Annotated in this window: 18 protein-coding genes and 1 pseudogene; 14 read left to right on the plus strand and 5 right to left on the minus strand. The window is 74.3% G+C overall.

The window, feature by feature from the left end:
- Positions 1-375 precede the first annotated feature (375 nt).
- Entirely contained in the window at positions 376-1,338 is a 963-nt protein-coding gene (locus I5Q34_RS04720; RefSeq protein ID WP_199890865.1) for a zinc-binding dehydrogenase, read from the plus strand.
- A gap of 7 nt (positions 1,339-1,345) precedes the next feature.
- Positions 1,346-2,713: a glycoside hydrolase family 5 protein gene (locus I5Q34_RS04725; protein ID WP_199890866.1), complete on the plus strand. Its 1,368-nt coding sequence runs from the start codon at positions 1,346-1,348 to the stop codon at positions 2,711-2,713.
- A gap of 521 nt (positions 2,714-3,234) precedes the next feature.
- On the opposite strand, the gene I5Q34_RS04730 is transcribed toward I5Q34_RS04725, so the two are convergent.
- The gene (locus tag I5Q34_RS04730; protein WP_199890867.1) at positions 3,235-4,107 is read right to left on the minus strand and encodes a PadR family transcriptional regulator; all 873 of its coding nucleotides are present in this window, start codon (positions 4,105-4,107) and stop codon (positions 3,235-3,237) included.
- Positions 4,107-4,940 carry a DUF4097 family beta strand repeat-containing protein gene (locus tag I5Q34_RS04735; RefSeq protein ID WP_199890868.1) on the minus strand — a complete coding sequence of 278 codons (834 nt, stop codon included), beginning with the start codon at positions 4,938-4,940 and terminating at the stop codon, positions 4,107-4,109. The genes I5Q34_RS04730 and I5Q34_RS04735 overlap by 1 nt, the downstream gene beginning before the upstream one ends.
- Positions 4,941-5,063: 123 nt before the next feature.
- Between I5Q34_RS04735 and I5Q34_RS04740 the strand changes: the two genes are divergently transcribed.
- A complete protein-coding gene (locus I5Q34_RS04740) occupies positions 5,064-5,870 on the plus strand; it encodes a hypothetical protein (protein WP_199890869.1) in 807 nt (268 codons plus the stop codon).
- A 70-nt stretch (positions 5,871-5,940) separates the two neighbouring features.
- Here the strand turns inward: I5Q34_RS04740 and I5Q34_RS04745 are convergent, their stop codons facing one another.
- Positions 5,941-6,120 (minus strand): DUF6104 family protein, encoded by a 180-nt coding sequence (locus I5Q34_RS04745; RefSeq protein WP_199890870.1) that lies wholly within the window; start codon positions 6,118-6,120, stop codon positions 5,941-5,943.
- 197 nt (positions 6,121-6,317) lie between these two features.
- Here I5Q34_RS04745 and I5Q34_RS04750 point away from each other — a divergent pair, with 197 nt between their 5' ends.
- The 8 genes from I5Q34_RS04750 (at position 6,318) to I5Q34_RS04785 (ending at position 19,223) form a co-directional block, all read left to right on the plus strand.
- Positions 6,318-6,722: a CU044_2847 family protein gene (locus I5Q34_RS04750; protein WP_199890871.1), complete on the plus strand. Its 405-nt coding sequence runs from the start codon at positions 6,318-6,320 to the stop codon at positions 6,720-6,722.
- Positions 6,723-6,739: 17 nt separating this feature from the next.
- Positions 6,740-8,857 (plus strand): trypsin-like peptidase domain-containing protein, encoded by a 2,118-nt coding sequence (locus tag I5Q34_RS04755; protein WP_199890872.1) that lies wholly within the window; start codon positions 6,740-6,742, stop codon positions 8,855-8,857.
- A gap of 156 nt (positions 8,858-9,013) precedes the next feature.
- Positions 9,014-10,018 (plus strand): MoxR family ATPase, encoded by a 1,005-nt coding sequence (locus I5Q34_RS04760; protein WP_199890873.1) that lies wholly within the window; start codon positions 9,014-9,016, stop codon positions 10,016-10,018.
- A 6-nt stretch (positions 10,019-10,024) separates the two neighbouring features.
- Positions 10,025-13,357, plus strand: coding sequence for an SAV_2336 N-terminal domain-related protein (locus I5Q34_RS04765; RefSeq protein ID WP_199890874.1), 3,333 nt, complete (start codon positions 10,025-10,027; stop codon positions 13,355-13,357).
- A 131-nt stretch (positions 13,358-13,488) separates the two neighbouring features.
- The gene (locus I5Q34_RS04770; protein WP_199890875.1) at positions 13,489-14,157 is read left to right on the plus strand and encodes a hypothetical protein; all 669 of its coding nucleotides are present in this window, start codon (positions 13,489-13,491) and stop codon (positions 14,155-14,157) included.
- A complete protein-coding gene (locus I5Q34_RS04775; RefSeq protein WP_199890876.1) occupies positions 14,154-15,458 on the plus strand; it encodes an HEXXH motif-containing putative peptide modification protein in 1,305 nt (434 codons plus the stop codon). The genes I5Q34_RS04770 and I5Q34_RS04775 overlap by 4 nt, the downstream gene beginning before the upstream one ends.
- 99 nt (positions 15,459-15,557) lie before the next feature.
- Positions 15,558-18,581 (plus strand): FxSxx-COOH system tetratricopeptide repeat protein, encoded by a 3,024-nt coding sequence (fxsT, locus tag I5Q34_RS04780; RefSeq protein ID WP_199890877.1) that lies wholly within the window; start codon positions 15,558-15,560, stop codon positions 18,579-18,581.
- A 9-nt stretch (positions 18,582-18,590) separates the two neighbouring features.
- Positions 18,591-19,223: an EF-Tu/IF-2/RF-3 family GTPase gene (locus I5Q34_RS04785; RefSeq protein WP_199890878.1), complete on the plus strand. Its 633-nt coding sequence runs from the start codon at positions 18,591-18,593 to the stop codon at positions 19,221-19,223.
- Positions 19,224-19,230: 7 nt separating this feature from the next.
- On the opposite strand, the gene I5Q34_RS04790 is transcribed toward I5Q34_RS04785, so the two are convergent.
- Entirely contained in the window at positions 19,231-19,482 is a 252-nt protein-coding gene (locus I5Q34_RS04790) for a winged helix-turn-helix domain-containing protein (protein ID WP_199890879.1), read from the minus strand.
- 593 nt (positions 19,483-20,075) lie between these two features.
- On the opposite strand from I5Q34_RS04790, the gene I5Q34_RS04795 reads away from it, so the two are divergent.
- Both I5Q34_RS04795 and I5Q34_RS04800 read left to right on the plus strand, forming a co-directional pair.
- Positions 20,076-20,267, plus strand: coding sequence for a hypothetical protein (locus tag I5Q34_RS04795; protein WP_199890880.1), 192 nt, complete (start codon positions 20,076-20,078; stop codon positions 20,265-20,267).
- Positions 20,268-20,465: 198 nt separating this feature from the next.
- The gene (locus tag I5Q34_RS04800) at positions 20,466-22,442 is read left to right on the plus strand and encodes a glycosyltransferase family 2 protein (RefSeq protein WP_199890881.1); all 1,977 of its coding nucleotides are present in this window, start codon (positions 20,466-20,468) and stop codon (positions 22,440-22,442) included.
- Positions 22,443-22,454: 12 nt separating this feature from the next.
- Here the strand turns inward: I5Q34_RS04800 and I5Q34_RS04805 are convergent, their stop codons facing one another.
- The gene (locus I5Q34_RS04805; protein WP_199890882.1) at positions 22,455-22,625 is read right to left on the minus strand and encodes a hypothetical protein; all 171 of its coding nucleotides are present in this window, start codon (positions 22,623-22,625) and stop codon (positions 22,455-22,457) included.
- Positions 22,626-22,698: 73 nt separating this feature from the next.
- Between I5Q34_RS04805 and I5Q34_RS34365 the strand changes: the two are divergent.
- Positions 22,699-23,008 (plus strand): annotated as a pseudogene (locus I5Q34_RS34365) (IS5 family transposase); the annotation flags it as partial.
- Positions 23,009-23,087 lie beyond the last annotated feature (79 nt).

Raw genomic sequence — 23,087 nt, forward strand, 5'->3', positions numbered from 1 at the left:
GGGGCGGGGGGCGGGGGGGGGGGGGGGGGGGGCGGCGGGGGGCGCGGGGCGCTGAGGCGATGCCGAGCTGCGGCGATGCCGTGGTGACGCGTCCGGGGCGGGGGCGCCCGGCCCCGTACGCGGGTGTCGACAAGGCGGCGGACGAAGACGTCCGCCGCCTTGTCGGTGTCACCGGGGACCGGATCGCCCGCGTCGCCGGTGAAGACCACGGTGCGCCGGGAGCGGTCCACCGCGGGAGCCCGCCCGACCGGCCGTCGGGCGGGCTCCCGCCCCTCTGCGCCCGTCAACGGGAACGGCCGCGTCCTCCCGCCACGGATACGGCCGTTGTCGCAGTGCACCCTGGACGGTCGGGGCGCGTGGGGCTAGGTTCGGATCATGTTCGCCGCCTACGCCGCCCGCATCGACCGCGACCAGCCGCTCAACGGACTCGAGTTGGGCGATCGCCCCGAGCCCGGGCAGCGGCCCGGCTGGACGACCGTCACCGTCAAGGCCGCCTCCCTCAACCACCATGACCTGTGGACGCTGCGCGGGGTGGGGATCACCGAGGACGCGTTCCCCATGATCCTCGGCGGCGACGCCGCCGGGATCGACGAGGACGGCAACGAAGTCGTCATCCACTCCGTCATCGGGGAGACCGGGCACGGCATCGGCCCCGGGGAGAAGCGCTCCCTGCTCACCGAGCGGTACCAGGGCACCTTCGCCGAGCGGGTCTCCGTACCCACGTGGAACCTGCTGCCCAAGCCGAAGGAGCTCTCCTTCGAGGAGGCCACCTGCCTGCCGACCGCCTGGCTGACCGCGTACCGGATGCTGTTCACCAACGCGGGCGTCCGGCCCGGCCAGAGCGTCCTGGTGCAGGGGGCCGGCGGCGGGGTGGCCACCGCGGCGATCGTGCTCGGCGCCGCCGCCGGGCTGCGGGTCTTCGCCACCAGCCGGGACGAGGCCAAGCGGCGCCGTGCCGTCGAACTCGGCGCCGAGGCCGCCTTCGAGGCGGGTGCGCGGCTGCCGCACAAGATGGACGCGGTGATCGAGACCGTGGGCGCGGCGACCTGGTCGCACTCGGTCAAGTGCCTCAAGCCGGGCGGCAGTCTCGTCATCTCCGGTGCCACCAGCGGCCCGAACCCGCCGGCGGCCGAGCTCACCCGCATCTTCTTCCACGAACTCAAGGTCATCGGCTCGACCATGGGCAGCAAGGACGAGCTGGCCGACCTCATGGACTTCTGCGCGGCCACCGGGGTGCGGCCGGTGATCGACTCGGTGCTGCCGCTGGACCGGGTGCGCGAGGGGCTCGAAAAGATGGCCGGGGGTGAGCTGTTCGGGAAGGTCGTCCTGACGGTATGACCGTGGGATGCGGACGAGACGCTGGTGGGGCGCGGGGCTCGTTCTCGCGCTGGTGCTGATCGCTCCTCCTGTTGCCGCCGCGCCCGGTGACGGCATTCCGCCGCTGACCGACGGGCGCGGCCGGGTCCTGACCCTGCGCGGCTGGAACCTCGCGGACAAGACCCACCGCGGCGACGCGGCCCTGTCCTCCATCACGGAGCGCCATCTGCGGGACATGGCCGGCCGGGGCTTCGGCTTCGCGCGGCTCGCGGTGTTCTGGGACGACCTGGAGCCGCGGCGGGGGCAGTACAACGAGCGCTACCTGCGGAAGATCGAACGGATCCTGGACTGGGCGCAGCGGTACCGGATCCGCGTCGTCCTCGACGCCCATCAGGACGTCTACGGGCCCGCGTTCGGCGGCCACCGGGGCATTCCCGAGTGGGCGACGCGGACGGACGGGCTGCCGTGGCGGCCGCATCCGGACGACTGGTTCGCCGAGTACTTCGAGCCCGGCGTCCAGGCCGCCTTCGAGCACCTCTACGAGGACGCGGACCTGCGGCGCGCGCAGGAGGACATGTGGCGGGTGCTGGCGGGCAGGCTCGGCCGCCACCCCGCGGTGTTCGGCTACGACCTGATCAACGAGCCGATGGGCAGGCTGCGGCCGGGGGAGCAACTGCCGGACGCGGCGCGGCGGGTGGAGTCCACGCAGGTGACGCCGATGTACAACCGCCTGGCGGCGGCGATCCGGTCGGCCGACGCGGACCGGCGGCACTGGCTCTTCGTCGAGCCGACGCCGGTGGTGGGGGAGGGCGTCCCGACGGCCCTCGGACGGATCCGGGATCCCGCCGGGAAGGTCGTCTACGCGCCGCACTTCTACAACACGGCGATGGAGACGGGCGGCGACTACGACCCGGCGGCCGGGTGGATCGAGCGCTACGAGGCGGCGGTCGTGCGGTACCCGAGGGAGCAGCGGGTCCCGGTGGTGGTGGGGGAGTGGGGGCCGCCGGACAGTTCGCTGCCGGGGATGGCGCGGTATTACGCGGATGCGCTGGGGTCGTTGGGGCGGTACGGGAGTGGGTGGGCGGGGTGGGAGTGGTGTTACGGGGGTGGGTATTGCGCGGTGGACGAGGGCGGGCGGTTTCTGCCGAACAAGGGGTTGACCGTTGGGCCTTACGCGGTGGCCGTCGCGGGGGCGGTGCGGGGCTCCTCGTACGAGGAGGGGCGGTTCCGGCTGGAGTATGTGGCGTCGGGGGCGGGTGGGGTGACGGAGCTGTCCGTGGGGCGGGGGCGGGTTGAGGTGCGTGGGCCGGTTGTGGTGCGGGTGGGGGAGCGGGGGAGGGTGTTCTTGCGGGCGGTTGGGGTGGGGGTGGTTGTGGTGCGGGTGGTTGGTGGGTAGGGGGGGTTGCCCCTGGCCCGCCCTTTCACCGTTTCTTCCGGGGCTCCGCCCGGGCCTGGCACCGCGCTCCGCCCGGGGGGGTACCGCGCTCCGCGCGGTGGGTGCGGTGGCTTTGCCCCCTGCGCCCCCACCGGGGGCTTCGCCCCCTGGACCCCCGCAACCGCGCTGCGCGCGGTTGTCCTCAAGCGCCGGACGCCCCTGGACCCCTGCCGGGGCTGCGCCCCTGGCCCCTTTGCGGGGCTGCGCCCCCGCGCCCCGCTTCGGGGCTCCGCCCCGGACCCCGTATCGCGGCTCCGCCGCTCGTCCTCAAACTCCCCGGAGGGGGCAACCCCCGGACGGGCTGGATCGGCGCGCCAATCCAGCCCGTCCGGCGCTTGAGGACAACCGCGCGGAGCGCGGTTGCGGGGGTCCAGGGGGCGAAGCCCCCGGTCAGCGTGGCGAAGCCGCGTTGCGGGTCCGGGGCTTGCCCCGGAGGAAACGGTGAAAGGGCGGGTCCGGGGCACCCTCCCCGCGAAGCGGAGCTAACGCCGCAACACCGCCCCCACCCTCCCCACCGCCTCTGCCAAATACCCCCGGCACTCCGCCAGTTGCTCCGCCGTCACCCCATGATCCCGCGCCACGTCGCGGATCTCGTCGCGGAAGCGGTCGAGCAGCCGGTCGAGATCGCGAGCCGGGTCCGCGGAGGCGGAGTCCGCGGAGGCGGAGTCGTCCGCGGAGCCCCACTCGGGGGCGGAAGCCGGAGGACGTCCCCCCGCCAGCGAACCCAGCTCCCGCGCCAGCGCGTTGACCCCCTCCACCAGCCCCGTCGGCCAGTCCCCCCGCCGCGTGTGCTCCCGCACCTGCTCCTGGACCCGCTCCTTGACGCGCAGCACCTCGTCCCGCGCGTTCTCCTGGACGCGCCGCGCCTGGCGGCGGGCCTGCTGGGCCTCCTGGCGGGCCCGGCGGCTCTCCTCCTTGGCCCGGCGGGCCTGTTCCTTCCATTCCGCACCGGGCCCGGGCCCGGCCGCGGCGGCCTCGCGCATCTCCCGCCGCATCTCGCGGCGCAGATCGCCGGCCGCCCCGCGGACGTCCTCGCGGATGTCCGCGGCGAGCGCCGTGACGGAGTCCTGGATCTCCAGCTCCAGCTCGGCCAGTTCGCCCCGCCGGCCGTCGAGTTCGGCGCGTCCGGCGTCGGTGACGGAGTAGACCTTGCGGCCGCCCTCCGTGGCGTGGCCGACCAGGCCCTCGGCCTCCAGCTTGGCGAGCCGGGGGTAGACCGTGCCGGCGGACGGCGCGTACAGGCCCTGGAAGCGCTCCTCCAGCAGGCGGATCATCTCGTAGCCGTGCCGCGGTGCCTCGTCGAGCAGCTTGAGCAGGTAGAGGCGCAGCCGGCCGTGGGCGAAGACGGGGGGCATCAGAGGACCTTCCCTTCGCGCCGGCGCAGCAGGGCGACCGCGCCGGAAGTCGTGGTGACCTTGACCCGCACGCCGCCCGCGCCGAGCCGGCCCGAGACGCGCCGGGGCGGCCAGTGGCCCTGGACGGTCAGGGACTCGAAGGCGCAGGAGACGCGGCCGGTCGCGGTGGTGGCGTCCACGTCGGCGTCCGTCTCCGGGGGCAGCCGCAGGGCGACGTCGCCGGAGACGGTGGTGAGGTCCAGCGCGGTGCCCGCGGCCCCCGAGGCGTCGGCGAGGTCGATGACCATGCCGCCGGTGACGGACTCGGCCCTGACCGCGCCGCCACGGCCCTCGACGAGGGTCAGGTCGCCGGAGACGGAGTTGAAGTGGAGGTCGCCGCCGAGGGACTGGGCCTCCAGGGCGCCGTTGACGCTCTCGGCCCGGACCGGCCCGGTGAGGGCGACGAGCGTGACGTCGCCGGTGACGCCGCGGACGTCCGTCGCCCCGCCGATGCCCGAGACGACGGCGGCGGCGCCCACGACGCCGGCCTCGACCCGGGTGGCGGTGGGCACGGTCAGGGTGACGGTGGCGCTGCGCCGCCAGCCCGAGCGGTCGAGCCAGGCGAGGAACCCGCGCCAGGGCACGTCCTCGTACCCGACGGTGAGCCGGCCGTCCTCGTGGGTGACGCGCAGCGGCGGCCCGGAGACGGCGGACAGCTCCAGCCGGGCGGGGCCGGAGTCGGTGCCGACGATGTTGAGGGTGCCGTTGACGAGGCGCACGTTCAGCGCCGTGACCGGTTCCTCGAAGGTGAGCTTCTGCGGTGCGGTCAGCGACCACTCCGACGGTGTCGGCATCCCGGCCTCCCGGCGTCCATGCGGTATCGATGCAACATATCGCGTCTTATCGCGTCTCTCGAAAACACGATATATCGCGGATGGGTGAAGTCAAGCGGCGGCGACGTGGCATAGCGTGGACGCATGTCCGCTTTCGATCACACCCCCGCGGCGGGGATCCTGCTGCTCTGCCGGGCAGCGCCCGACCGTGTACGCCCCTCCGCACAGCTCCTGCGGCGGCCGCTGCTCATGGCCCCGGCGGGGGAGGAGTGGAGCGTCCTGGTCCCCGCGGAGAAGTCCTGGCTCGACAACGGGACCAACCTCGCCGCGGTGACGGCGGACTGGGCGCGCGCGCTGACCGCGGACGGCAACTGGCCGGTCGTGGGCCTGTGGTGGGACGCGGACGGGGCGGGCTTCGTGGTGGCGGCGGGCTTCCGCCGGACGGTCGGCCACACCTGGCTCGCGGACGGCACCCCGCTCGGCGGGCAGGAGGCGATGACCGCGCTGCGGGCCCGGCTCGGCCTCGACCCGGTGCTGGACGCGGCGGCGTTCGACCGGCTGATCCAGCAGGACGGCGGCGAGGACGCGGCGGACGCGGCCGCGCGGGTGCTCGGCCTGGTCGCGGTCCTGGCCCGGGCGGGTCTGCACCTCGGCCCCGGCCTGGTGCCGGGGGTGAGCGCCGGGCGGCTGTGCGAGGCGGCCGGGGCGCTGCCGGGGGCCGAGCCGGTGGACTGGCCGGGGTGGCGGGCCGCCGAGCGCGGGGCGCTGGGCGTCTGGACGCGCGGGCCGCGGGCGCGGGCGCTCGGGAAGGCCGAGGTCGCCCTCGGGGCGGCGCTGCTCGTCTGGTCGCGCGGGTCCACCCGGCGGACGTGGCGGGCGGCGGGCGTGGCACTGGTCGCCGACGGCGCGCTGACGCTGCTCTACGACCGGTGGCGCGCGGGGCGCGTGTAAGCCGGAGGGCGCTTCAGGGGGCTTCTGCGCGCCCCCTGTGAGCGCCACTGCGCACTTCTTGCCCGTCGTCCTACTCGTCGTCCTCGTCGTCGAGCCGCGCCAGCCATGTCGCCAGCCGCTCCACCGGGACCTCGAAGTCCGGGTTCAGGTCGACGAAGGTGCGCAGCTGCTCGGCCATCCAGCCCAGGGTGACCTCCTCCTCGCCCCGTCGTTTCTCCAGCTCCTCGATGCCACGGTCGGTGAAGTACAACGCTCTCTCCGTCTGGGGTGGTTCCTGGGTTTTCGGTCCGGTCGGTCCGGTCGGTCCGGGAGTCTCCGGGGGGAGGCCCCGGGAGTCCCAGGATAGGCGGCGTTGGCCATGACCTCTCGCGTCTGTCAGACCCGGGGACTAGCCTGCTGCATCATCGCGGAGCACGCGGAGCACCGGACAACAACGGGGGCGGACACGTGACGGACGGAATCACCCAGGTGCGGCTCGACGACGGAACGGTCGTCTGGGCCCGGATCAGCGAGCCGGAGCAGCTGCGCGCGGCGGGCGACGGCAGGTATCAGGACTCCGGCGGTTACGAGGACTCCAGCGCCGCGCGCCGGGTCGCGCGGCTCGCGAGCGGGATGTCGGACGTGGTGCGCGGGGTGGTCAACTCGCTGCGCACGGGGCTGGAGGCGGCGCGGCCGCAGGAGGTCAGGGTCGAGTTCGGCATCGAGCTGTCCGCCCAGTCGGGCCAGGTCGTCAGCGTGATCGCCGAAGGCGGCGGCAAGGCGTCGGTCACGGTGACGCTGACCTGGACGGAGGGTGGCGGACCGGGCGACGGCGGCGCCCCCGGGACACCCGTGACCCCCGGCACTCCTTGAACCCCCACGAAGGAATCGTGCGCCGGTCCGTCGTCCGCATCTCGGCCCCCGGCGCCGGGCAGGACGACGGAGGAGGGCGGTTCTGGGGCAGCGGCTTCTTCATCGCCCCGGGCCGGGTCCTGACCTGCGCCCACGTGGTGGCGATGGGAGGCGGCGGCGTGCTGGAGGGCGGCGTGGCCTTCGACGTCACGGACTGGCGGGAGCGCACCCTGCGCGGCCGGGTCGTCCTCGCGCTGCCGCCCCCGCGCCCCGGCGCCCGCCCGCCGGACCGCTGGCCGCTGCCCGACCTCGCGCTGGTCGAGGTGGAGGACGCGGCGGACGCCGAGTGCCTGTGGCTGAGCGACCGCTCGGCGGTCGTCCCCGCCCCGGTCGCGCTCTACGGCTGGTCGCGCGAGACCGGCGAGCTGGGCTGGCGCTACGGCACCGGCACCGCCGCCGGCGGGGACGGCAGCGGCGGCGCGATGCTGCTGCGCGGCGAGATCCCGGTGGCGGGCTGCTCCGGCGGGCCGGTGGTGGACACCGGCCGCGGCGCGGTCATCGGCGTGAGCAAGGGCCGCGGCGAGGGCACCGCCGGCCTCGCCGTCCCCGTCACCGCCCTGCGCGCCGTCGCCAACGAACGCCCGGGCCGCGAGCGGCTGCACGCCCTCGTCCGCGCCCACGACCGCTACCACCTGCGGCACTACCGCGCCATCGGCGCCGGCCGCAGCTGGACCGGGCTGCAGAAGCAACTGCGCGGCCCCGTCGGGGGGTTCGCCCCCGTCCTGCGCACCCAGCTCTTCGCGCGCCTGGCCGAGCTGACCCAGCCGGCCGGCCCCGGCGAGGTGATGACCCTGGTCGACGAGGTCAAGTCCCGGGTGCTCCAGGACCCCTACCAGCCCGGCGTCGAGCACGACCCGCGCACCTGGCGCGAGGGCGTCGGCCTCCTCTACGACCTGCGCGACGGGACCGTGGACCGCGCGGAGCGCGTCGGCGGCCCGCCCCGCGACCTGGAGCTGGAGGCCGTCCTGCTGTACGCGGCCCGGGTCGCGGCCGCCGTCAGCCGGCTCGGGCACGCCGCGGACGCGAAGCCGCTCAGCGGCCTCGCCGACTGGCTCGTCATCCAGGCCGACGAGGTCCAGGAGGCCGTCCGCAAGGACATCCACCGCCTGCTGCACGGCGGTTCCGCCGGCTCCGCCGAGCCGGACCGGCGCCCCGCCGGCGACAAGGTCTCGCTCGACAAGGTCCGCTTCGGCGCAGTGGAGTCCGAGGAGGACGGCGGCCGCGCCCGCGCCGACGTCCTGGTGGAGATCGACCCCACGATGTACGGCGACCTGTACCCGTGGCGGATCAAGCTCCTCGGCGAGAACAACCGGGTCACCCCGCTGTGCGACGACGTCCGCGGCGTCCCCCGGGCCGCCCTGCGCGAGACGCTGCGCGAGCCGATAGCCGAGGCGCTGCGCCAGAGCGACGTCGGGGAGCACCTGGCCGCGCTCCAAGTGGTGCTGCCGCGCGAGCTGTTCGACGAGCCGGTGGCCTCCTGGCGGCTCACCCCGCCGGGCGCCGGGGACGACTCCTTCGACCCGCACGCCCTGCCGCTCGGCCAGCGCCGCGTCGTGGTCGTCCGCGACCGGCGCCGCCGCGACCACCCCGCCTTCCCGGAGTGGCACACCCGCTGGCGCGGCGCGGGCCGGGGGCCCATGACGGCCGTGCGGCTGCGCGACGAGGTGCCCGTCCCCGGCCACGCCGCCCGCCGGAAGGAGAGCCGGAACGCGGCGTACGCCCGGTTCCTGGAGACCGACCCGTCCGCCGTCCCGGTCTACTGCGGCCCGGTCTCGCACGGCCCCGGGGCCACGGCGCTGGAGGCGGCCCTCACCGCCGGACACGCGGTCGTCATCTGGCGGTGCTGCACCGGAGAGCACGACGACTGCGAGGAGTTCCACGAGCAGGCGTCCCGACTGGTGTGCGAGGCCACCACGGTGGAGGGACTCCACCGCAGACTGCGCAGCCTGCGCATACGCTGCGCCGACCCCGAGGCCCCCGACGAGGACGCCCGGTGGGCGCAGTCGATCGCGCTGCTCATGGACTCGCCGGAGGATCCCGGGCTGGCGCCCCCGCCGCTCACGGCGCCGGGGCCGCGCCCGGGCGAGGGGGCGTGACGGTGTGACGGAGCGGGCGACAGGGAAGCGACAGAGAGATACGGGACCGGTCGTCAGGCCCCATCCGGACCGGTACCTTCGTCCCGGGAGCGGCGGACGCGTGGGGGCAGGGGCGGAGCAGGTCCCGGGAGCCACGCCGGCAACGAGGAGCCCAGTGTGAACGATTGGCGCATCTACCGGGGAGCCGGCCTGCCGCACGACGGCATCCGGCGGCTGCCGCCGCCCCCGCCCTGGCGGGACTTCGCCGCGACCGGTCCCGACACCGGATCCGGCACCGATCCGAGCGCCGCCCGCCGGCTGGGGGTGCAGCGCCGCCTGGTGGAGAACCACCATCCGCGCCCCGAGGAGGTCGAGGCCGTCAACGCCGCCCTCTACCTGCGCCGCCCCCTCCTCGTGACGGGCAGCCCCGGAACGGGCAAGTCCACTCTGGCCCACGCCGTCGCCCACGAGCTGGGCCTGGGCCGGGTGCTGCGCTGGCCCATCGTCAGCCGCTCCGCGCTCCGCGACGGGCTCTACCACTACGACGCCATCGCCCGCCTCCAGGACGTCCAGCTGGAGCGGGCCGGCGCCGACGTCGGCGAGCGGCGCTCGATCGGCTCGTACGTCCGCCTCGGCCCGCTGGGCACCGCCCTGCTGCCCGCCGAAAAGCCCCGCGTGCTGCTCATCGACGAGCTCGACAAGAGCGACCTCGACCTGCCCAACGACCTGCTGAACGTCCTGGAGGAGGGCGAGTTCACCCTCCACGAGCTGGAGCGGATCGCCGACCGCGAGCCCGAGGTCGAGGTCGGCACGGACGACGGCGGCCGCGCGGTGATCGCCGGCGGCCGGGTGCGCTGCACCACCTTCCCGCTGATCGTCCTCACCTCCAACGGCGAACGGGACTTCCCCGCCGCCCTGTTGCGCCGCTGCATCCAGCTCGACCTCGAACCGCCGGGCGAGGAGCAGCTGACCGCGATGGTCCGCGCGCACCTCGGGGACGACGCCGTGACCGACGGCGAGGAGCTCATCCAGCGGTTCCTGCACCGCGAGCCGGGCGAGGTCGTCGCCGCCGACCAGCTGCTCAACGCCCTGTTCCTGACCCAGCACGCCCCCAGCACCGAACGCGTCACGCGCGAGCGGCTCGCCGACATGCTGATGCAGCCGCTCGACCGCCCGAGGTGATGAGCGATGACGGCGCCCCCCGAGCCGTGGCTGGAGGAACTGATCGCCCGGTTGCGGTCGGCCGCGCCCGGCCTCACCGCGGAGGAGATAGCCGACGCGGTGTGGCTGGCCCGCCGGATGACGCCCGGCCCCGGGGTGCCCGCCCCGGCCGGTGACACCGGCGGCGCGTTACCGGACGCGGCGCCCGCGGCCGCCCCGGCGAAGCCGGCCGCGCCGGAGGCCGCCCGGCGGCCCGTCCCCGGACGCCCGTTCGCGCCCGGACGTCCGTCCGGGTCCGTGGCCGTGCGCGCGATGCCGCGCCCGCGGCCCGAGGAGGACGGCGGCGGGCCCGTGGAGGGCTTCCCCGTCCGGGTGCCCACGGCCGCCTCGCTGCCCGGCCTGCTCGGCCTCCAGCGCGCCCTGCGGCCGCTGCGCGGCTACCGCTCGCTGGCCGCGCCCGCCCGTGGCCCGCTCGACGAGGACACCACCGCCGACCGCGCCGCCCGCACCGGCGTGGTGCACCCCGTCTACCACCGCGGTCGCGGGCAGGCTGCCGCCATGCAGTTGTTGATGGACGCCTCCTCCTCCATGGTCGTCTGGGAGCGGACCCTGGACGAAATGGAGCAGATCTGCGCCCAGTTGGGCGTCTTCCGGGACGTACGGGTCGGCTACCTGCACCGCGCCGCCGACGGCACGCCGCTGATCGGCCCGGCCGCGGGCCGGGGCGCCCGCCCGCACCCCCGCCCCGCCGAGCAGTTCCTCGACCCCACCGGGCGCCGCCTCACCCTCGTCCTCAGCGACTGCGTGGGACCCCTGTGGCAGGAGGGACGGGCCCAACGGCTGCTCCACCACTGGTCGCTGACCGCCCCCGTCGCCGTCGTCCAGCCGCTGCCGCCCCGGCTGTGGCCGCGCACCGCCCTGCCCGCCGAGCCCGGCCTGCTCACCCGCGACCCGGTGGCCGGCGGCCGGCTGGGCTTCGAGCCGGACGCCTTCGCGCCGCCGCCCCCGCCCGGCGCCCTGCCCGTGCCCGTCCTGCTGCCCGTCCGCGAGGCGCTGGGCGCCTGGGCCCGGCTGCTGTCCGGCCCCGGACGCACCGCCGTGCACGGCGCGGCCGGCTGGCTGCGGCCCGGCCCCCTCCCCGGGCCGTCCCGGCCGCTCCCGGCGGGGCTCCCGGCGGGCGACGAGGGCGTCCCGAGCGCCGACGCCCGGCTGACGGCCTTCCGCGCCTCGGCCTCGCCCGGCGCCCTGCGGCTGGCCGTCCATCTGGCGGCCGTCCCGCTGGCGCTGCCGGTGATGCAGCTGGTGCAGCGAGCCATGCTGCCCGACACCGGGCCCATGGAGCTGGCCGAGGTGCTGCTCGGCGGGCTGCTGTGGCGGATGCCCGCCCCGGCGGGCACCGGCGACGACAACGGTCCGTGGTACGAGTTCGCCGACGGCGTCCGCGAGCTGCTGCTCCAGTCCCTCGACCGGAGCGAGGCCGCCCTCGTCCTCAAGCACTGCTCCGACTACGTGGAGCGGCACTTCGGCAGGGGCGCCCGCAACTTCTCCGCGCTCGCCGTCGCCCGGCTCTCCGGACTCCCGACGGCGCCCGGCGCCGCCCGCGCCCCCGAGGGGCCCTCCCCGGAGCCGGAGCTGTTCGCCCAGGTCCCCGCCCGGGTCGTGCGCTGGTACCGGCCCCCGCAGTCCGAACCCGGCCCGCTCGCCGAGGCCGAGCTGCTGCTGGAGCTCTGGCACGACCAGGGCGACCCCCAACTCCTGGCCGACGCCCGGGAGCTGGCCGCCCCGCTCGCGGCGGGGGAGCCGGACGAGGAGGGGGTGCGCGCCCGGCTCGTCCTCGGCGGCGTCCTGCGGGCCCTCGCCGGCACCGAGGCGGTCCGCGCCGACCCGGCGGCGCGCCGCGAACTGCTCGACGAGGCCGTCGCGTTGCTGGCGGAGGCGTACGCGCACGTGGCGCCGGGCCCGGCCCGGGGGACGCCTGTGGGCGAGGGCGCGGGGCCCGGATCCGGCGGGACCGGGCGGGTGGACGACGGCGCCGACTCGCAGACCGGTTCCGGTGGTGGTACGGGGCGAACGGCCGTCGGCGGCGTCGCGCGGACCGCCCCCGACGTCCGGCGGTCCGCCCCCGGCGGCCTCCGGCGCACCGCCGCCGGGCTGGAGCTCGCCGCCGCCCACTGGGACCGCTGGCGGGACGCCGGCGACGTGGGCGAACTCCTCGCCGCCGAACGCGTCCTGCGCGCCCTGCCCGCCGACGGCGCCCCCCGCAGGCTGCGCCTGGGGCGGGTCCTGCTCGCCCTCGCGGACGCGGGGCCGGACGCCGTGGCCGCCTCCGCGGCCGCCCGGCCCGGGCAGGGCGCCGGGCTCCCCGGGCAGGCGGCCCGGGACGCCCAGGCCGTCCTGCAGGACGCCGGCACCGGGCAGGACGCCCACTCGCCCACGCGGGCCGCGCAGGCCCCCGCCGCCGAGGCCGTCACCGAACTGCGCGCCGCCTGCGACCTGCTGGAGGCCGAGGACGCCCCGTACGCCCGCCGCTGCGCCGCCCTCCTGGACCTCGCCCGGGCCCTGCGCCGCGCGGGCGCCCCCGCCGCCGAGGTGCTCCCCGTCCTCGGCCGGGCCGAACTGACCGCCGCCGACGACCTCCAGCTGCTGCACGCCCGTACCGAACAGGCCCGGGTGCACACCGACGCGGGCGACGGCCCCCTCGCCGACGCCGCGTACACCGCCGCCGTCTCCCTCACCGGCCGGGACAGCCCCCGCCGCTGCGCCCTGCTCGGCGAGTGGGGCGCGGCGCTGCTGGAGCGCGCGCAGGCGGCGGGCGGGCGCGGCAACGGGACGGTCTCCCGGGCGGAGGCCGTGCTGCGCGAGGCGTACGCCGTGAGCCCCGGGCGCGCGCCCGAACGCCCGCGCCTGCAACTGCTGCTCGGCCGCGCCCTGGTGCTGCGCTACGGACGGCTGGGCTTCCTGCCCGACCTCTACGAGAGCTGCCACCTGCTGGAGCAGGCCGCCCGCCGGGCCCCCGACGCGGCCGTCCGCGCCGAGGCATGGCTCGAACTGGGCACCGCCCGGCTCGCGTTGCGCGAACGGGCGCCGGGCGTGCCGCTCTCCGACGCCGCCGACGCGTTCTCCGCCGCGGCCGAGGAGGCCCGCCGGGCCGGCGGCGGCGAGCCCGGCTCCGTCGTCGCCGCCCGCGCCGCGCACCGCTACGGGGACGCCCTGGAGCGGATGGGGCTGCGGCGGCAGGCCCTCGCCGCGTACCGGGCGGCGGCGCGGGAGTGGCGCGACCTGACGGCCCGGCTCGAGGACGTCCCCTGGGACGAGGTCCGGCGGACCCGGGAAGGAGTGGCGCGGCTGTCCGGCGGATGAACGGAGCCGGTACGGGACGAACCGCGGCCGCTCCGAACGGGTTTCCGGATTGCGGCGATCGGGAAGAACCGAGCAGCCGCGCGGGGGCGTGATCCGGGAATCCGGCGTACAGCGGCAGGGAGGAGAAGAGGGTGCCCATCGGTGAGCCGGCGAGGAACCCCTCGGCTTCGGCCGGGCGGGGAATCGCCTCCCCGAACCCCGGTCGTTCACACGGCCGTTCGCTACCGCCCCGCGAGGGCCCGGCGCGGTCCGGAGCCGCGCCCGGACCTCCGGGCGGATCCGAGCCCGGAAGCGATGTCCGGCCCGGGCTTCCCGGCGAGGGGCTTCCAAGGGACGGAGCCGCCAGGGCCGATGTCGCGTACCGGCGGGCCGCCGTCTCCGGGGGCGATGTCCCGCGCGGGGCTCCCGGCGGGGGGCCGCCCGGGGACAGGACCGCCGGGAACGGCGTTCCGGATCGTCGGATCGCCGCGTCCGGCCCCGCGTCCGCGCCCGTCGGCGCCGCGTGGCCCCTGCCGCTCCTGCCCGACCTCACCGGCGTCCGCCTGGGCGGCCTGCGCGCGCTCGACGATCCGTACCTGACGGCCGCGGCGGACAGCGCCCTGCGGCACCCGGACGAGCTGGCCGAGACCTGGTACTCCAGCGGGGCCCAGGGCGGCCGGCGGGAGGCGGCGGGCGGTGCGGGGCCCGGCCGGGGGCCGGCGGACGGCCGGGAGACGGCCGGCGGGCGCCGGGTGGTGGCGGGCCACCGCCGGGAGGCCGTGGACGGCCCCCGGGAAGTCCCGGGCGGCAGCCGCCCGTGACGCGCGCCGTCGGCGCGGCCCTCGCCCCGCAGCGCGTCCCGCCGTCCTCCCTGGCCCGCCTGGCCCGCACCCGGGCCGCCCCCGAGGATCTCGCCCTGCTCCGGCGCGCGTTGCACAGCAGACGCCTGGTGCTGCTCAAGTCCCTGCTCACCCGCCTGGAACGGCAGCCCGACGCGGTGCCCGCCCGAACCCGGGAACGCTTCGAGGCGCACTGGCGCCTGCTGGAGCGCGCGGAGGCCCGGCACGCGCCCTCCGTCCGCGACACCCTCGACTACCCCTCCGTCGGCACCTGGCTCGCCCGCGCCCTCGCCGCACCCGCCGGGCCGGCGCTCGCCCGGGAGCTCGACCACTTCGGCGCCGTCGGCGCGGCCGCCGCCCTGCGCTCGGGCGCTGGCTTCACCGTCGAACTGGCCACTCCCACCGGGACCTTGGCCCTCCCCGGCATCGGCCTGCTGGAAACCGGCCGGCCTCTTGTCCGCCTCACCGCCCGCTCCCGCACCGCCCGCCTCACCGGTCCCGGCGGCCGCGCCGCCGTCCTGCTGCGCTCGGCGGGCCGGGTCGCCGGGGCGGGCCGGGGCTGGCACGGCCTGCGCCGCCTCCCCGGCGGCGACGCCCTCCTCGACGACCTCGACCCCTACCGCGCCCCGCCCGGCGGCGTCGGCCGCGCCGCCCTGCCCCCCGCCGGCCGCGACGGGACCGGCGCCCGGCGCTGGACGTCGCGCTGGCGCGCCGCCCTCGCCCTGCTGCGCGCCACCGACCCGCACCGCGCCGCCGAGACGACCGCGCTGCTGCGCTGCCTGGTGCCCGTCGCCGGCCCCCCGGACGACCCCGGCCTCAAGGTGAGCGCCACCTTCCGGGCCGCGCCCGGCGCCGTCCTGGCCACCCTCCCGCCCACCGCCGCGGACCTCGCCGAGGTGCTCGTCCACGAGACCCAGCACAGCAAACTGGCCGTCCTGCACGACCTCCTCCCGCTGCACACCGCGGGCCCCGACGCCCTCCACAAGGTGGCCTGGCGGCCCGACCCCCGCCCGCTGGCCGGCGTCCTCCAGGGCACCTACGCCCACCTCGCCCTGGCCGACTTCTGGGGCAGGGCCGCCCACGGCCCCGCCCTGCCGCCCGCGGCCCGGCGTGAGGCGGCCGAACGCCGCGATTCCTACCGCCGACAGGTCGCGGAAGCGGTCCCCATCCTGCTTGAATCCATTGAACTGACTCCGGCGGGCAGGGAGTTCGCCGGCGGGATGGAGCGGCTCCTCGCGACGCTCGGACGGGCGGGGCGACTGCCGTCGGCGAGCGGTGAGTGACAGTCGCATGACGTACAGTGAGGGCGATGCCGCCGCCACGGTCCGCGCCGGGCGGGGCCACGGGGACCACGCGGTGCTGCGAAGGAACGAGGGACGCGCATGAACACGCAGCGGTATCAGGTCGGCACCGGTGCGCAGGACCGGGTCGGCGAGCACTTCGTCGTCGTCTTCGCCGGCTACTACCGGCCCTGGGCCACCTGGATCGCCCACCGGCTGGAGAGCCACGGCCACCGCGTCACCCTCCACCGCTGGGACCCGCCCCGCGAGGTCCCCCTGGAGGACGCCCTCGGCGACCTCCTCCTCGCCTCCGGCCGGATCCTCCTGGTCCTCAGCGACTGGTTCTTCGAACTCGGCCCGCGCCGCGAGGGCGAGTGGAACGACGCGCTCCGGGGCGTCGTCAACGCCAACGCCGAGCGCTTCGCCGCCGTCAACCTCACCAACCGCGCCCTGCTCCCCGCCACCGCCGTCCTCGAACCGGTCGACCTGTGGGGCGTCGGCGCCCAGGAGGCCGAGCGCCGCCTCCTCGTCCGCCTCCAGCTGCCCGACGGTCCGCCCCGCCGCCCCCTGCCCGCCGGCCCCGGCTCCCGCTACCCCAACGACCCGCCGGCCGTCTGGGGCGACATCCCCCGCCGCAACCGCCGCTTCACCGGCCGCGACGACCTCCTCAACCGGCTCCAGGAGCAGCTCACCGAGGCCGAGCACGGCACCGCCGTCTGCGCCCTGCTCGGCATGTCCGGCATCGGCAAGACCCAGATGGCCGCCGAGTACGCGCACCGCTTCAGCTCCGACTACGACGTCGTCTGGTGGGTCAACTCCGACACCCGCGGCACCCAGCGCGAACGCTTCGGCGAACTCGCCCCCGAGCTGGGGCTCAACGCCGGCTCCGAGCCCGGCGAGCGCATCCGCGCCGTCCGCGAGGCACTGCGCCGCGGCGAGCCGCACGGCCGCTGGCTGATCATCTTCGACGGCTGGGACGACACCGACATCGCCGACGAACTGCTGCCCGCCGGCCAGGGTCACGTCCTGATCACCTCCCGCAACCGCAGCTGGGACCGGGCCGGCGCGACCGTCCTCGACGTCCCCGGCTTCCAGCGCCACGAGAGCACGGGCTATCTGATGCGCCGCGCGCCGCGGTTGACTGCCGACCAGGCCGACGAGGTCTCCGGCGAGCTCGGCGACATCCCCATCGCCCTCGTCCAGGCCGCCGCCTGGCTGGGCGAGTCGGACATGGAGGTCTCCGACTACCTGCGCATGGTCCGCGAGGGCGAGCTGTCCGGCCTGGAGTCCCAGCCCGACTTCACCGACATCCCCCGCTCCTCCCTCACATCCTGGTCGATACTGATCAACCGGCTCCGCGAGACCCAGCCGCACGCCGTCGAACTCCTCACCCTCTGCACGGCGTTCGGCGCGGGCCGCATCCCCATCGGCCTCATCCGCGTCATGCCGCCCGCCCAACTCCCCGAGCACCTGGGCTGGCTGGTCTCGGACCTGCCCAGCTGGACCCGCGCCCTGGACACATTGGTCAACTACTCCGTCTTCACCCGAGAAACGCGCGATCTGCGGACAGTGCAGGCCAGCGACCCCGGACCGGAGCAGGAATCGGTCCACATGCACCGCCTGGTCCACGACATCGTCACCCGCCTGTCCTCCCCGGCCGAACGGCAGCTCTACCGCCGCATCGTCCGCCGCATGATCGCCGCGGCGGACCCCGGAAACCCCCAGGACAGCCGCCTGTGGCCCCGCTACGCGGAGCTGCTCCCCCACCTGGAACCGTCCGGCGCCCTCGGCAGCCACGACTACAAGGTCCAGGAAACCGTCCTCAACATGCTGCGCTACAGCTGGCAGAGCGGCGAATTCCGCACGGGCGCGGCCCTGGCCGAACAGATCCGCACCCGCTGGACGGACCTCTTCCCGCCCGAACACCCCCGCATGCTCGAACTCACCGTCCAGCAGGGCAACATCCTCCGCTCGTACGGCCGCTTCCGCGACGCCTACGAACTCGACCGCGCGACCCTGGACCGCCTGCGTGCCCTCCCCGACGCGGACGCGACGAGCTTGATGACGGCCACGAGCTGCCTGGCGGCGGACCAGCGCTTCCTCGGCCAGTTCACCGAGGCCCTGCAGATGCAACGCGAGGTCCTGGAGTCGGCCCTCTCCCTCCTCGGCCCGGAGGACTACACCACGCTGATCGCACAGCACAACCTGGGCGTGGGCCTGAGGTTGTTGGGCCGCTACAGCGAAGCCTACGAAATCGACCTGGAAACGTTGCGCACCCGCGAGAGCTTGTTGCGCGCCCGCCACGCCGCAACCCTCATGTCAGGCATCGCGTGCGCCCGGGACCTCCGTCTGATGGGCCGCTACCAGGACGCCCTGGCCCGCCAGGAGCTGGGCATGCGCCTGCACATCCAGATCCTGGGCCCGAACCACCCCCACACGCTCCGCGCCCGCCACAACCTGGTCCTGTGCCAACGCCGCGCGGGCGTCCCGCACGACATCGGCGCGGCCATGGCAACCCTCCTGGAACAGATGGAACAGGCCCACAGTCGCACCCACTACTCGACGCTGGGCCTGGTCGTGGACTTCGGCAACTACTGCCGAGAACACGGCGACTTGCACCAGGCCCGAGAGCTGATCGAGGAGGGCGAGTCCGGCTTCCGCACGCTGCTGGGCCCGGCCCACCCGGTAAGCACGGGAATGCTCTCCAACACGGGCCTGGTCCTCCAGGCGGCAGGCGAACGGGCGGAAGCCCTGACCATGTTCGAAGCGGCCTTGGCCGGCCTGACGGCCTCCCTGGGCCCGGACCACCCCTGGGTCCTGGGCTGCGCCCTGAACGCCGCGGCGGGCCGCAACTTCACGGGCCGCCTGGAAAGCGCCCTGGAACTCTCCCGCGAGACCCTCCGCCGAGCCCGCCTGATCCTGGGCCAGGATCACCCCTTCACCCTCTCCTGCGAGGTGGCCCTGGCAGCGGACCTCCGAGCCCTCCGCGAACACGAGGAAGCAGGCAAGGTAGAAGAGGACGCCCTCCAACGCCTGGCCCGCACCCTCGGTGCCCAACACCCCCACGCCATGTCGGCCCGCCAACGCTCGCGCCCTTACTGGGACTTCGAGCCCTATCTGGGCTAGATTCCTCGGATGGCCAACGAGGAGCCCTGGCGGTCGGTCGGCCTGCCCGCGTACGGAGATGTCAACGCACCCTTGCTCATCATGGTCGAGGACACCCTCCACTACAGGTGGATGGGGCGGCGGTTCCAGGTCATCGGCCGAGTGTGCCGTGGCGTCGTCGAGGTGGGCGAGCAGGTCGAGATCATCGGCCTGGGGGAGACGCGAACGGCTGCGGTAAGCGGCATCGACATGTTCCGACAGCAGGTCGACCGGGCCGAGCCCGGCGACAATGTCGGCCTGGAATTTCACGGTTTGACCCGCGATGACTTCCAACGCGGCCAAGTCCTCGCCGCACCCGGCTCCATAGCACCGCACACAGACTTCAAGGCGGAGATCTGCATCCGCACGGAGGAGGAGGTCGGCCGCCCGATCATCTTCCCCCAGGCCCGCAAGCACGCGTTCCACCTGAGCTACGCCGAAACCTTCGGCAAGGTCCTCACCCTCCACCGGGACGGCCAGGACCTGGAACGGCCGTCCCCCGGTCCCGCCACCCTGACAGCCCGCCTGTTCGAGCCCGTTGCCCTGGAACCGGGCCTGCCCCTCCTCATCCGCGAGCGCGGCAGCGCGATCGCGGACGGCGTCGTCACGCGCGTCCTCGCCTGACGCCGCGTCACTCGACGACGAAGGTCCCCTTGGCGGGCAACGTGACCAACAGCCCACGCTCCCGCAACTCCTGAATGGCACGCCGGGTCGTACCGATGGCGACACCATACTGCTCGGCCAGATCCCGCTCTCCCGGCAGCCGAGCGCCCCGCTTCAGCGTCCCTGCCTCGATCTGCGCTGCGATGTGGTCCGCGACCTGCATGTACACGTAGGCCGCCTTCGTCGGGTCGACGGGCGAGGTGTCCTGCTCGGCTGCCATGGAGGTCAACATAGAGCAATAGCCCGCAACACGTATGAGTGGATAGCGCCTTACTGCTCTATACCGCTCCAGTCGGCAGCTGTACGTTCGCCGCACAGAAGACCCCGGCGACGCCTGGCAGCGCCCCGGGGCATGGCCACCAGCTGAAACGGAGCTGATGACACGCGGCATCGTATCGATCGCCTACTCGCCTGGGCGAGGAAACTCCTCATGCGGGAGAGCGAACCGACATACGAAGCTCCTGCTCTCCATCAACCCGACCCTCCCATCGGATACGCCACCCCGACGACCTACATCACCTTCACTCCGCATGGCATCAACATCGCCTCGCGCACCACCCCTCGGTGTATCTGTCCGGAGGTCAACCAAGGCCGACCAGCGGAAGAGTTGCTCTCTCCCGGAACGTATGTGATCGATACTCGAACCGGGCGCCTCGGCCAGGTCATGGGTCACGAAGGCCCTCACCTCCAACTCCGGCCGCCACGAGGCGGACTGGAATGGGAGGCCGGCCCGGGCGACGTACGGCCGACCACCGACGGGGAACGCCTGAGCGCCAAGGTCCAGGCCGCCAACTCAATCCACAGGTGGGGTGCATGAGGCCCGTACCCGAGACGGAGATGCCGGTCACCTTCGCCATGCACTGCACCCGATGTGACGCCGCTTCCGTCCCCCACATCGACTTCACGATCGTCCATACGTGGGCCGTCCAACACGCCGTCCACAACTCGGCACACACGGCCTACCGCGAGATCCACAGGCATTGGCGAACAGCACCGGCGGACTGACCGGCGCCGGTCGGGTAGTCCCATACGTCGGCCCTCCCGCAGAGCCGGTCTGGGGGAGGGCCGACGTATGGGGTCGCGCTACGCGTCCGAGAACCCGTCCACGGGCGAGCTGCCGAAGAGCAGGTCGCCCGCCGGCCGGACATGGCCATGACCTAACCTTGAGTAATCTCCTGGACTGCGGAAACGGAGCACCCCGCCATGCCTGCGCCGGACGTCACGGTCATCATCGCCGCGTACAACGCCATGCCGTACGTGACCCGCAGTGTCCGGTCGGCCCTCGACCAGTCCTTGGGCGGAGAGCGCGTCGAAGTGATCGTGGTCGACGACGGTTCCACGGACGGTACGGCGGCCGAGCTCGACCGCCTGGCGGAACAGGCGCCGCGACTGCGCGTCATCCACCAGCCGAACTCCGGCGGACCCGCCGCCCCGCGCAACCTCGGCCTCGACCACGCCACCGGACGGTACGTCTTCTTCCTCGACGCCGACGACCACCTCGGCCCCGAAGCCCTGGAGCGCATGGTCGCGACGGCGGACGCGAACGGCTCCGACGTCGTCCTCGGACGCATGGTGGGGGAGGGCGGCCGCCGCGTCCCCCAGTCGATGTTCCGGCGCAACCAGCCGAAGACGGACGTCTTCACCTCCCGCGTGTACTGGACACTCGGCCCCTTGAAGCTGTACCGGCGTGAACTGGTCGAACGGCATCAACTCCGTTTCGACACCGGCCTGTCGATAGGCGAAGACCAGCCGTTCACCGCCACCGCGTACCTCAAGGCCGCCGCGATATCGGTGGTCGCCGACTACGACTGCCTGTACTGCCTCGCCCGCGAGGACGGAGGCAATATCACCGCGCGGGAACACAGCACGCGGATGCGCATCGACCTCTTCCGGACGATGACCGGACTCATCGCCGACCACGTCCCGGCCGGCCCGGAACGCGACACCCTGATGCACCGCCACTTCGCCGTGGAACTCCGCGAAGCCGTACTGCAGCTGTGCCGCGAGCCCGAACGGGACGCCCAGGACAAGTTCCTGCGCGAACTGGCCGACCTGATCACCCCGTACTGGACCGAGGGCCTAGCCGCCCGCCTCCCCGCCGTTTTCCGGCTCCGCTACCACCTCATACGTCACGCGCTCCTCGACGAACTCCTCACCCTCGTCCGCTGGGAACTGGACCGGGGCGCGGCGAACTCCGAGATAACCACCCTGGCCCCCACGACCACGACGGAACCGGACGTCCACGTGGAGAACGGCCGCGCCTACGCCCTCTATCCATACTTCCGCGACTCCACGCTCAACATCCCCGACGACTGCTACGACATCACCTCCGAACTGCGCGTACGCCACCGCGTCGATACCGCCGACATCAACGGATCGGGGCTGCGCCTCACGGGGCACGCGTACATCCACCGAATACCCGCGAGCGACATCACCACGGAGCTCGTGCTTCGGAAGCGGGGGACGAAGACCGAGCAGCGCCTGCCGGTGGCTTCGGTCCCGGGCGCCGGCGACGACGGTGACCTGCCCGGCTTCGACACCGTGATCGACCTCGCGCCGCTCTCACCCGGCCTGTGGGACATCACGCTCGCGGTCGACGCACAGGGAGTGGTTAAGGAAGCTCGCCTGGGCAGCAGCCGCGCAGAGGCGGTCACGACCGCGACGTCCACGCTGGTCACCGGCACCGGGACGGCCGTAGCCCTCTACACCACGAAGCCGTACGGCAACCTGACCCTGGACGTAGGCGAAACCCACCACCGCGTACTGCCTCACCTGCGCGTCACCAGCGCGACGTGGTCACCGGACGACCCGGCCGCTCTGCTCGTGAACGGAAAGTGCACTCTGGCGAGTTGGCCGCAGGGCGCGCTGACGGTGTACGCCAGGGACCTGCACGGAGCGAAGCAGGCGGTGCCGGTCGAACCTGACCCGTCCGACGCCAGTTTCAGGGCGCTGCTGCGGTGCGAGACCGCCGGAGAATGGGAACTTGCCCTCCGGCTGGCGGCGGGGGGCCAGGAGTGGAGCGTGCCGGTACCGCCGAATCCTTCGCTCAAGCCCGCCCGTTGGCGACGGTTCGGCCTGCCGTGGTACGCGAAGCCGCTGGCGGGGAGGGACGCGCTGACGTTGCGGGTGGGGAAGGTGGAGCTGCTCAAGGCGGTGCGGAAGAGATTCGGGGGACGGTAATGGCCCGAACCCCTACCTGAACTGAGCAATTCTGCCGACCAGCCGCAAGGCTGCGAACCCAAGCGCTTCGCGCAGCTCGGCGGCATCGGTGAGGACATCCCACCGGTTGTCGTGGTCGGGGAAGACCCAGACTCGGTCGCCCAGGTACCGGCCCGGCGGGGGCACGAAGAGTTGGATACGCACCCTTCGTCACACGGTAGGGGTCAGGGTTCATGTGACCTTGTGACCGATGTCTGTTCGGGTCGTTCCTCCTGTCATGGGGCGGGGTGATCTGAGTGATGCGGAGTGTGAGCGGTTACGGCCGTTCCTGCCGGTCAGCAACAAGCATTGTGGCCGGTGGCGGGGACCATCGGCAGGTGATCGACGGGATTCTTCACCGGGTGCGGACCGGTGTTCAGTGGCGTGATCTGCCTGAACGGTTCGGCCCGTGGAAGACCGTCTATGAACGCCACCGGCTGTGGTCGGCCGACGGAACCTGGGAGCGTCTGCTCCAGCAGGTTCAGGCCGCCGCAGGCGAGATCAACTGGGATGTCTCGGTCGATTCCACTATCATCCGCGCTCATAGGGCCAATAGGATGTACGAGCTTTATCGGGCAGGGCCCGGCAGACCGACGGATGCATGGAAGCTCCTTGGAATACAGGCGA

This window comes from Streptomyces sp. AV19 (genome assembly GCF_015999245.1).
Lineage (GTDB): Bacteria > Actinomycetota > Actinomycetes > Streptomycetales > Streptomycetaceae > Streptomyces.

What these genes read in the sequence shown, in the direction of transcription:
- fxsT (WP_199890877.1), top strand. Translation starts at nt 15,558, where the DNA reads ATGAACACGCAGCGGTATCAGGTCGGCACCGGTGCGCAGGACCGGGTC.
- I5Q34_RS04765 (WP_199890874.1), top strand. Translation starts at nt 10,025, where the DNA reads ATGACGGCGCCCCCCGAGCCGTGGCTGGAGGAACTGATCGCCCGGTTG.
- I5Q34_RS04740 (WP_199890869.1), top strand. Translation starts at nt 5,064, where the DNA reads ATGTCCGCTTTCGATCACACCCCCGCGGCGGGGATCCTGCTGCTCTGC.
- I5Q34_RS04790 (WP_199890879.1), bottom strand. Translation starts at nt 19,482, where the DNA reads ATGGCAGCCGAGCAGGACACCTCGCCCGTCGACCCGACGAAGGCGGCC.
- I5Q34_RS04730 (WP_199890867.1), bottom strand. Translation starts at nt 4,107, where the DNA reads ATGCCCCCCGTCTTCGCCCACGGCCGGCTGCGCCTCTACCTGCTCAAG.
- I5Q34_RS04800 (WP_199890881.1), top strand. Translation starts at nt 20,466, where the DNA reads ATGCCTGCGCCGGACGTCACGGTCATCATCGCCGCGTACAACGCCATG.
- I5Q34_RS04720 (WP_199890865.1), top strand. Translation starts at nt 376, where the DNA reads ATGTTCGCCGCCTACGCCGCCCGCATCGACCGCGACCAGCCGCTCAAC.
- I5Q34_RS04725 (WP_199890866.1), top strand. Translation starts at nt 1,346, where the DNA reads ATGCGGACGAGACGCTGGTGGGGCGCGGGGCTCGTTCTCGCGCTGGTG.
- I5Q34_RS04785 (WP_199890878.1), top strand. Translation starts at nt 18,591, where the DNA reads ATGGCCAACGAGGAGCCCTGGCGGTCGGTCGGCCTGCCCGCGTACGGA.
- I5Q34_RS04735 (WP_199890868.1), bottom strand. Translation starts at nt 4,940, where the DNA reads ATGCCGACACCGTCGGAGTGGTCGCTGACCGCACCGCAGAAGCTCACC.
- I5Q34_RS04795 (WP_199890880.1), top strand. Translation starts at nt 20,076, where the DNA reads ATGAGGCCCGTACCCGAGACGGAGATGCCGGTCACCTTCGCCATGCAC.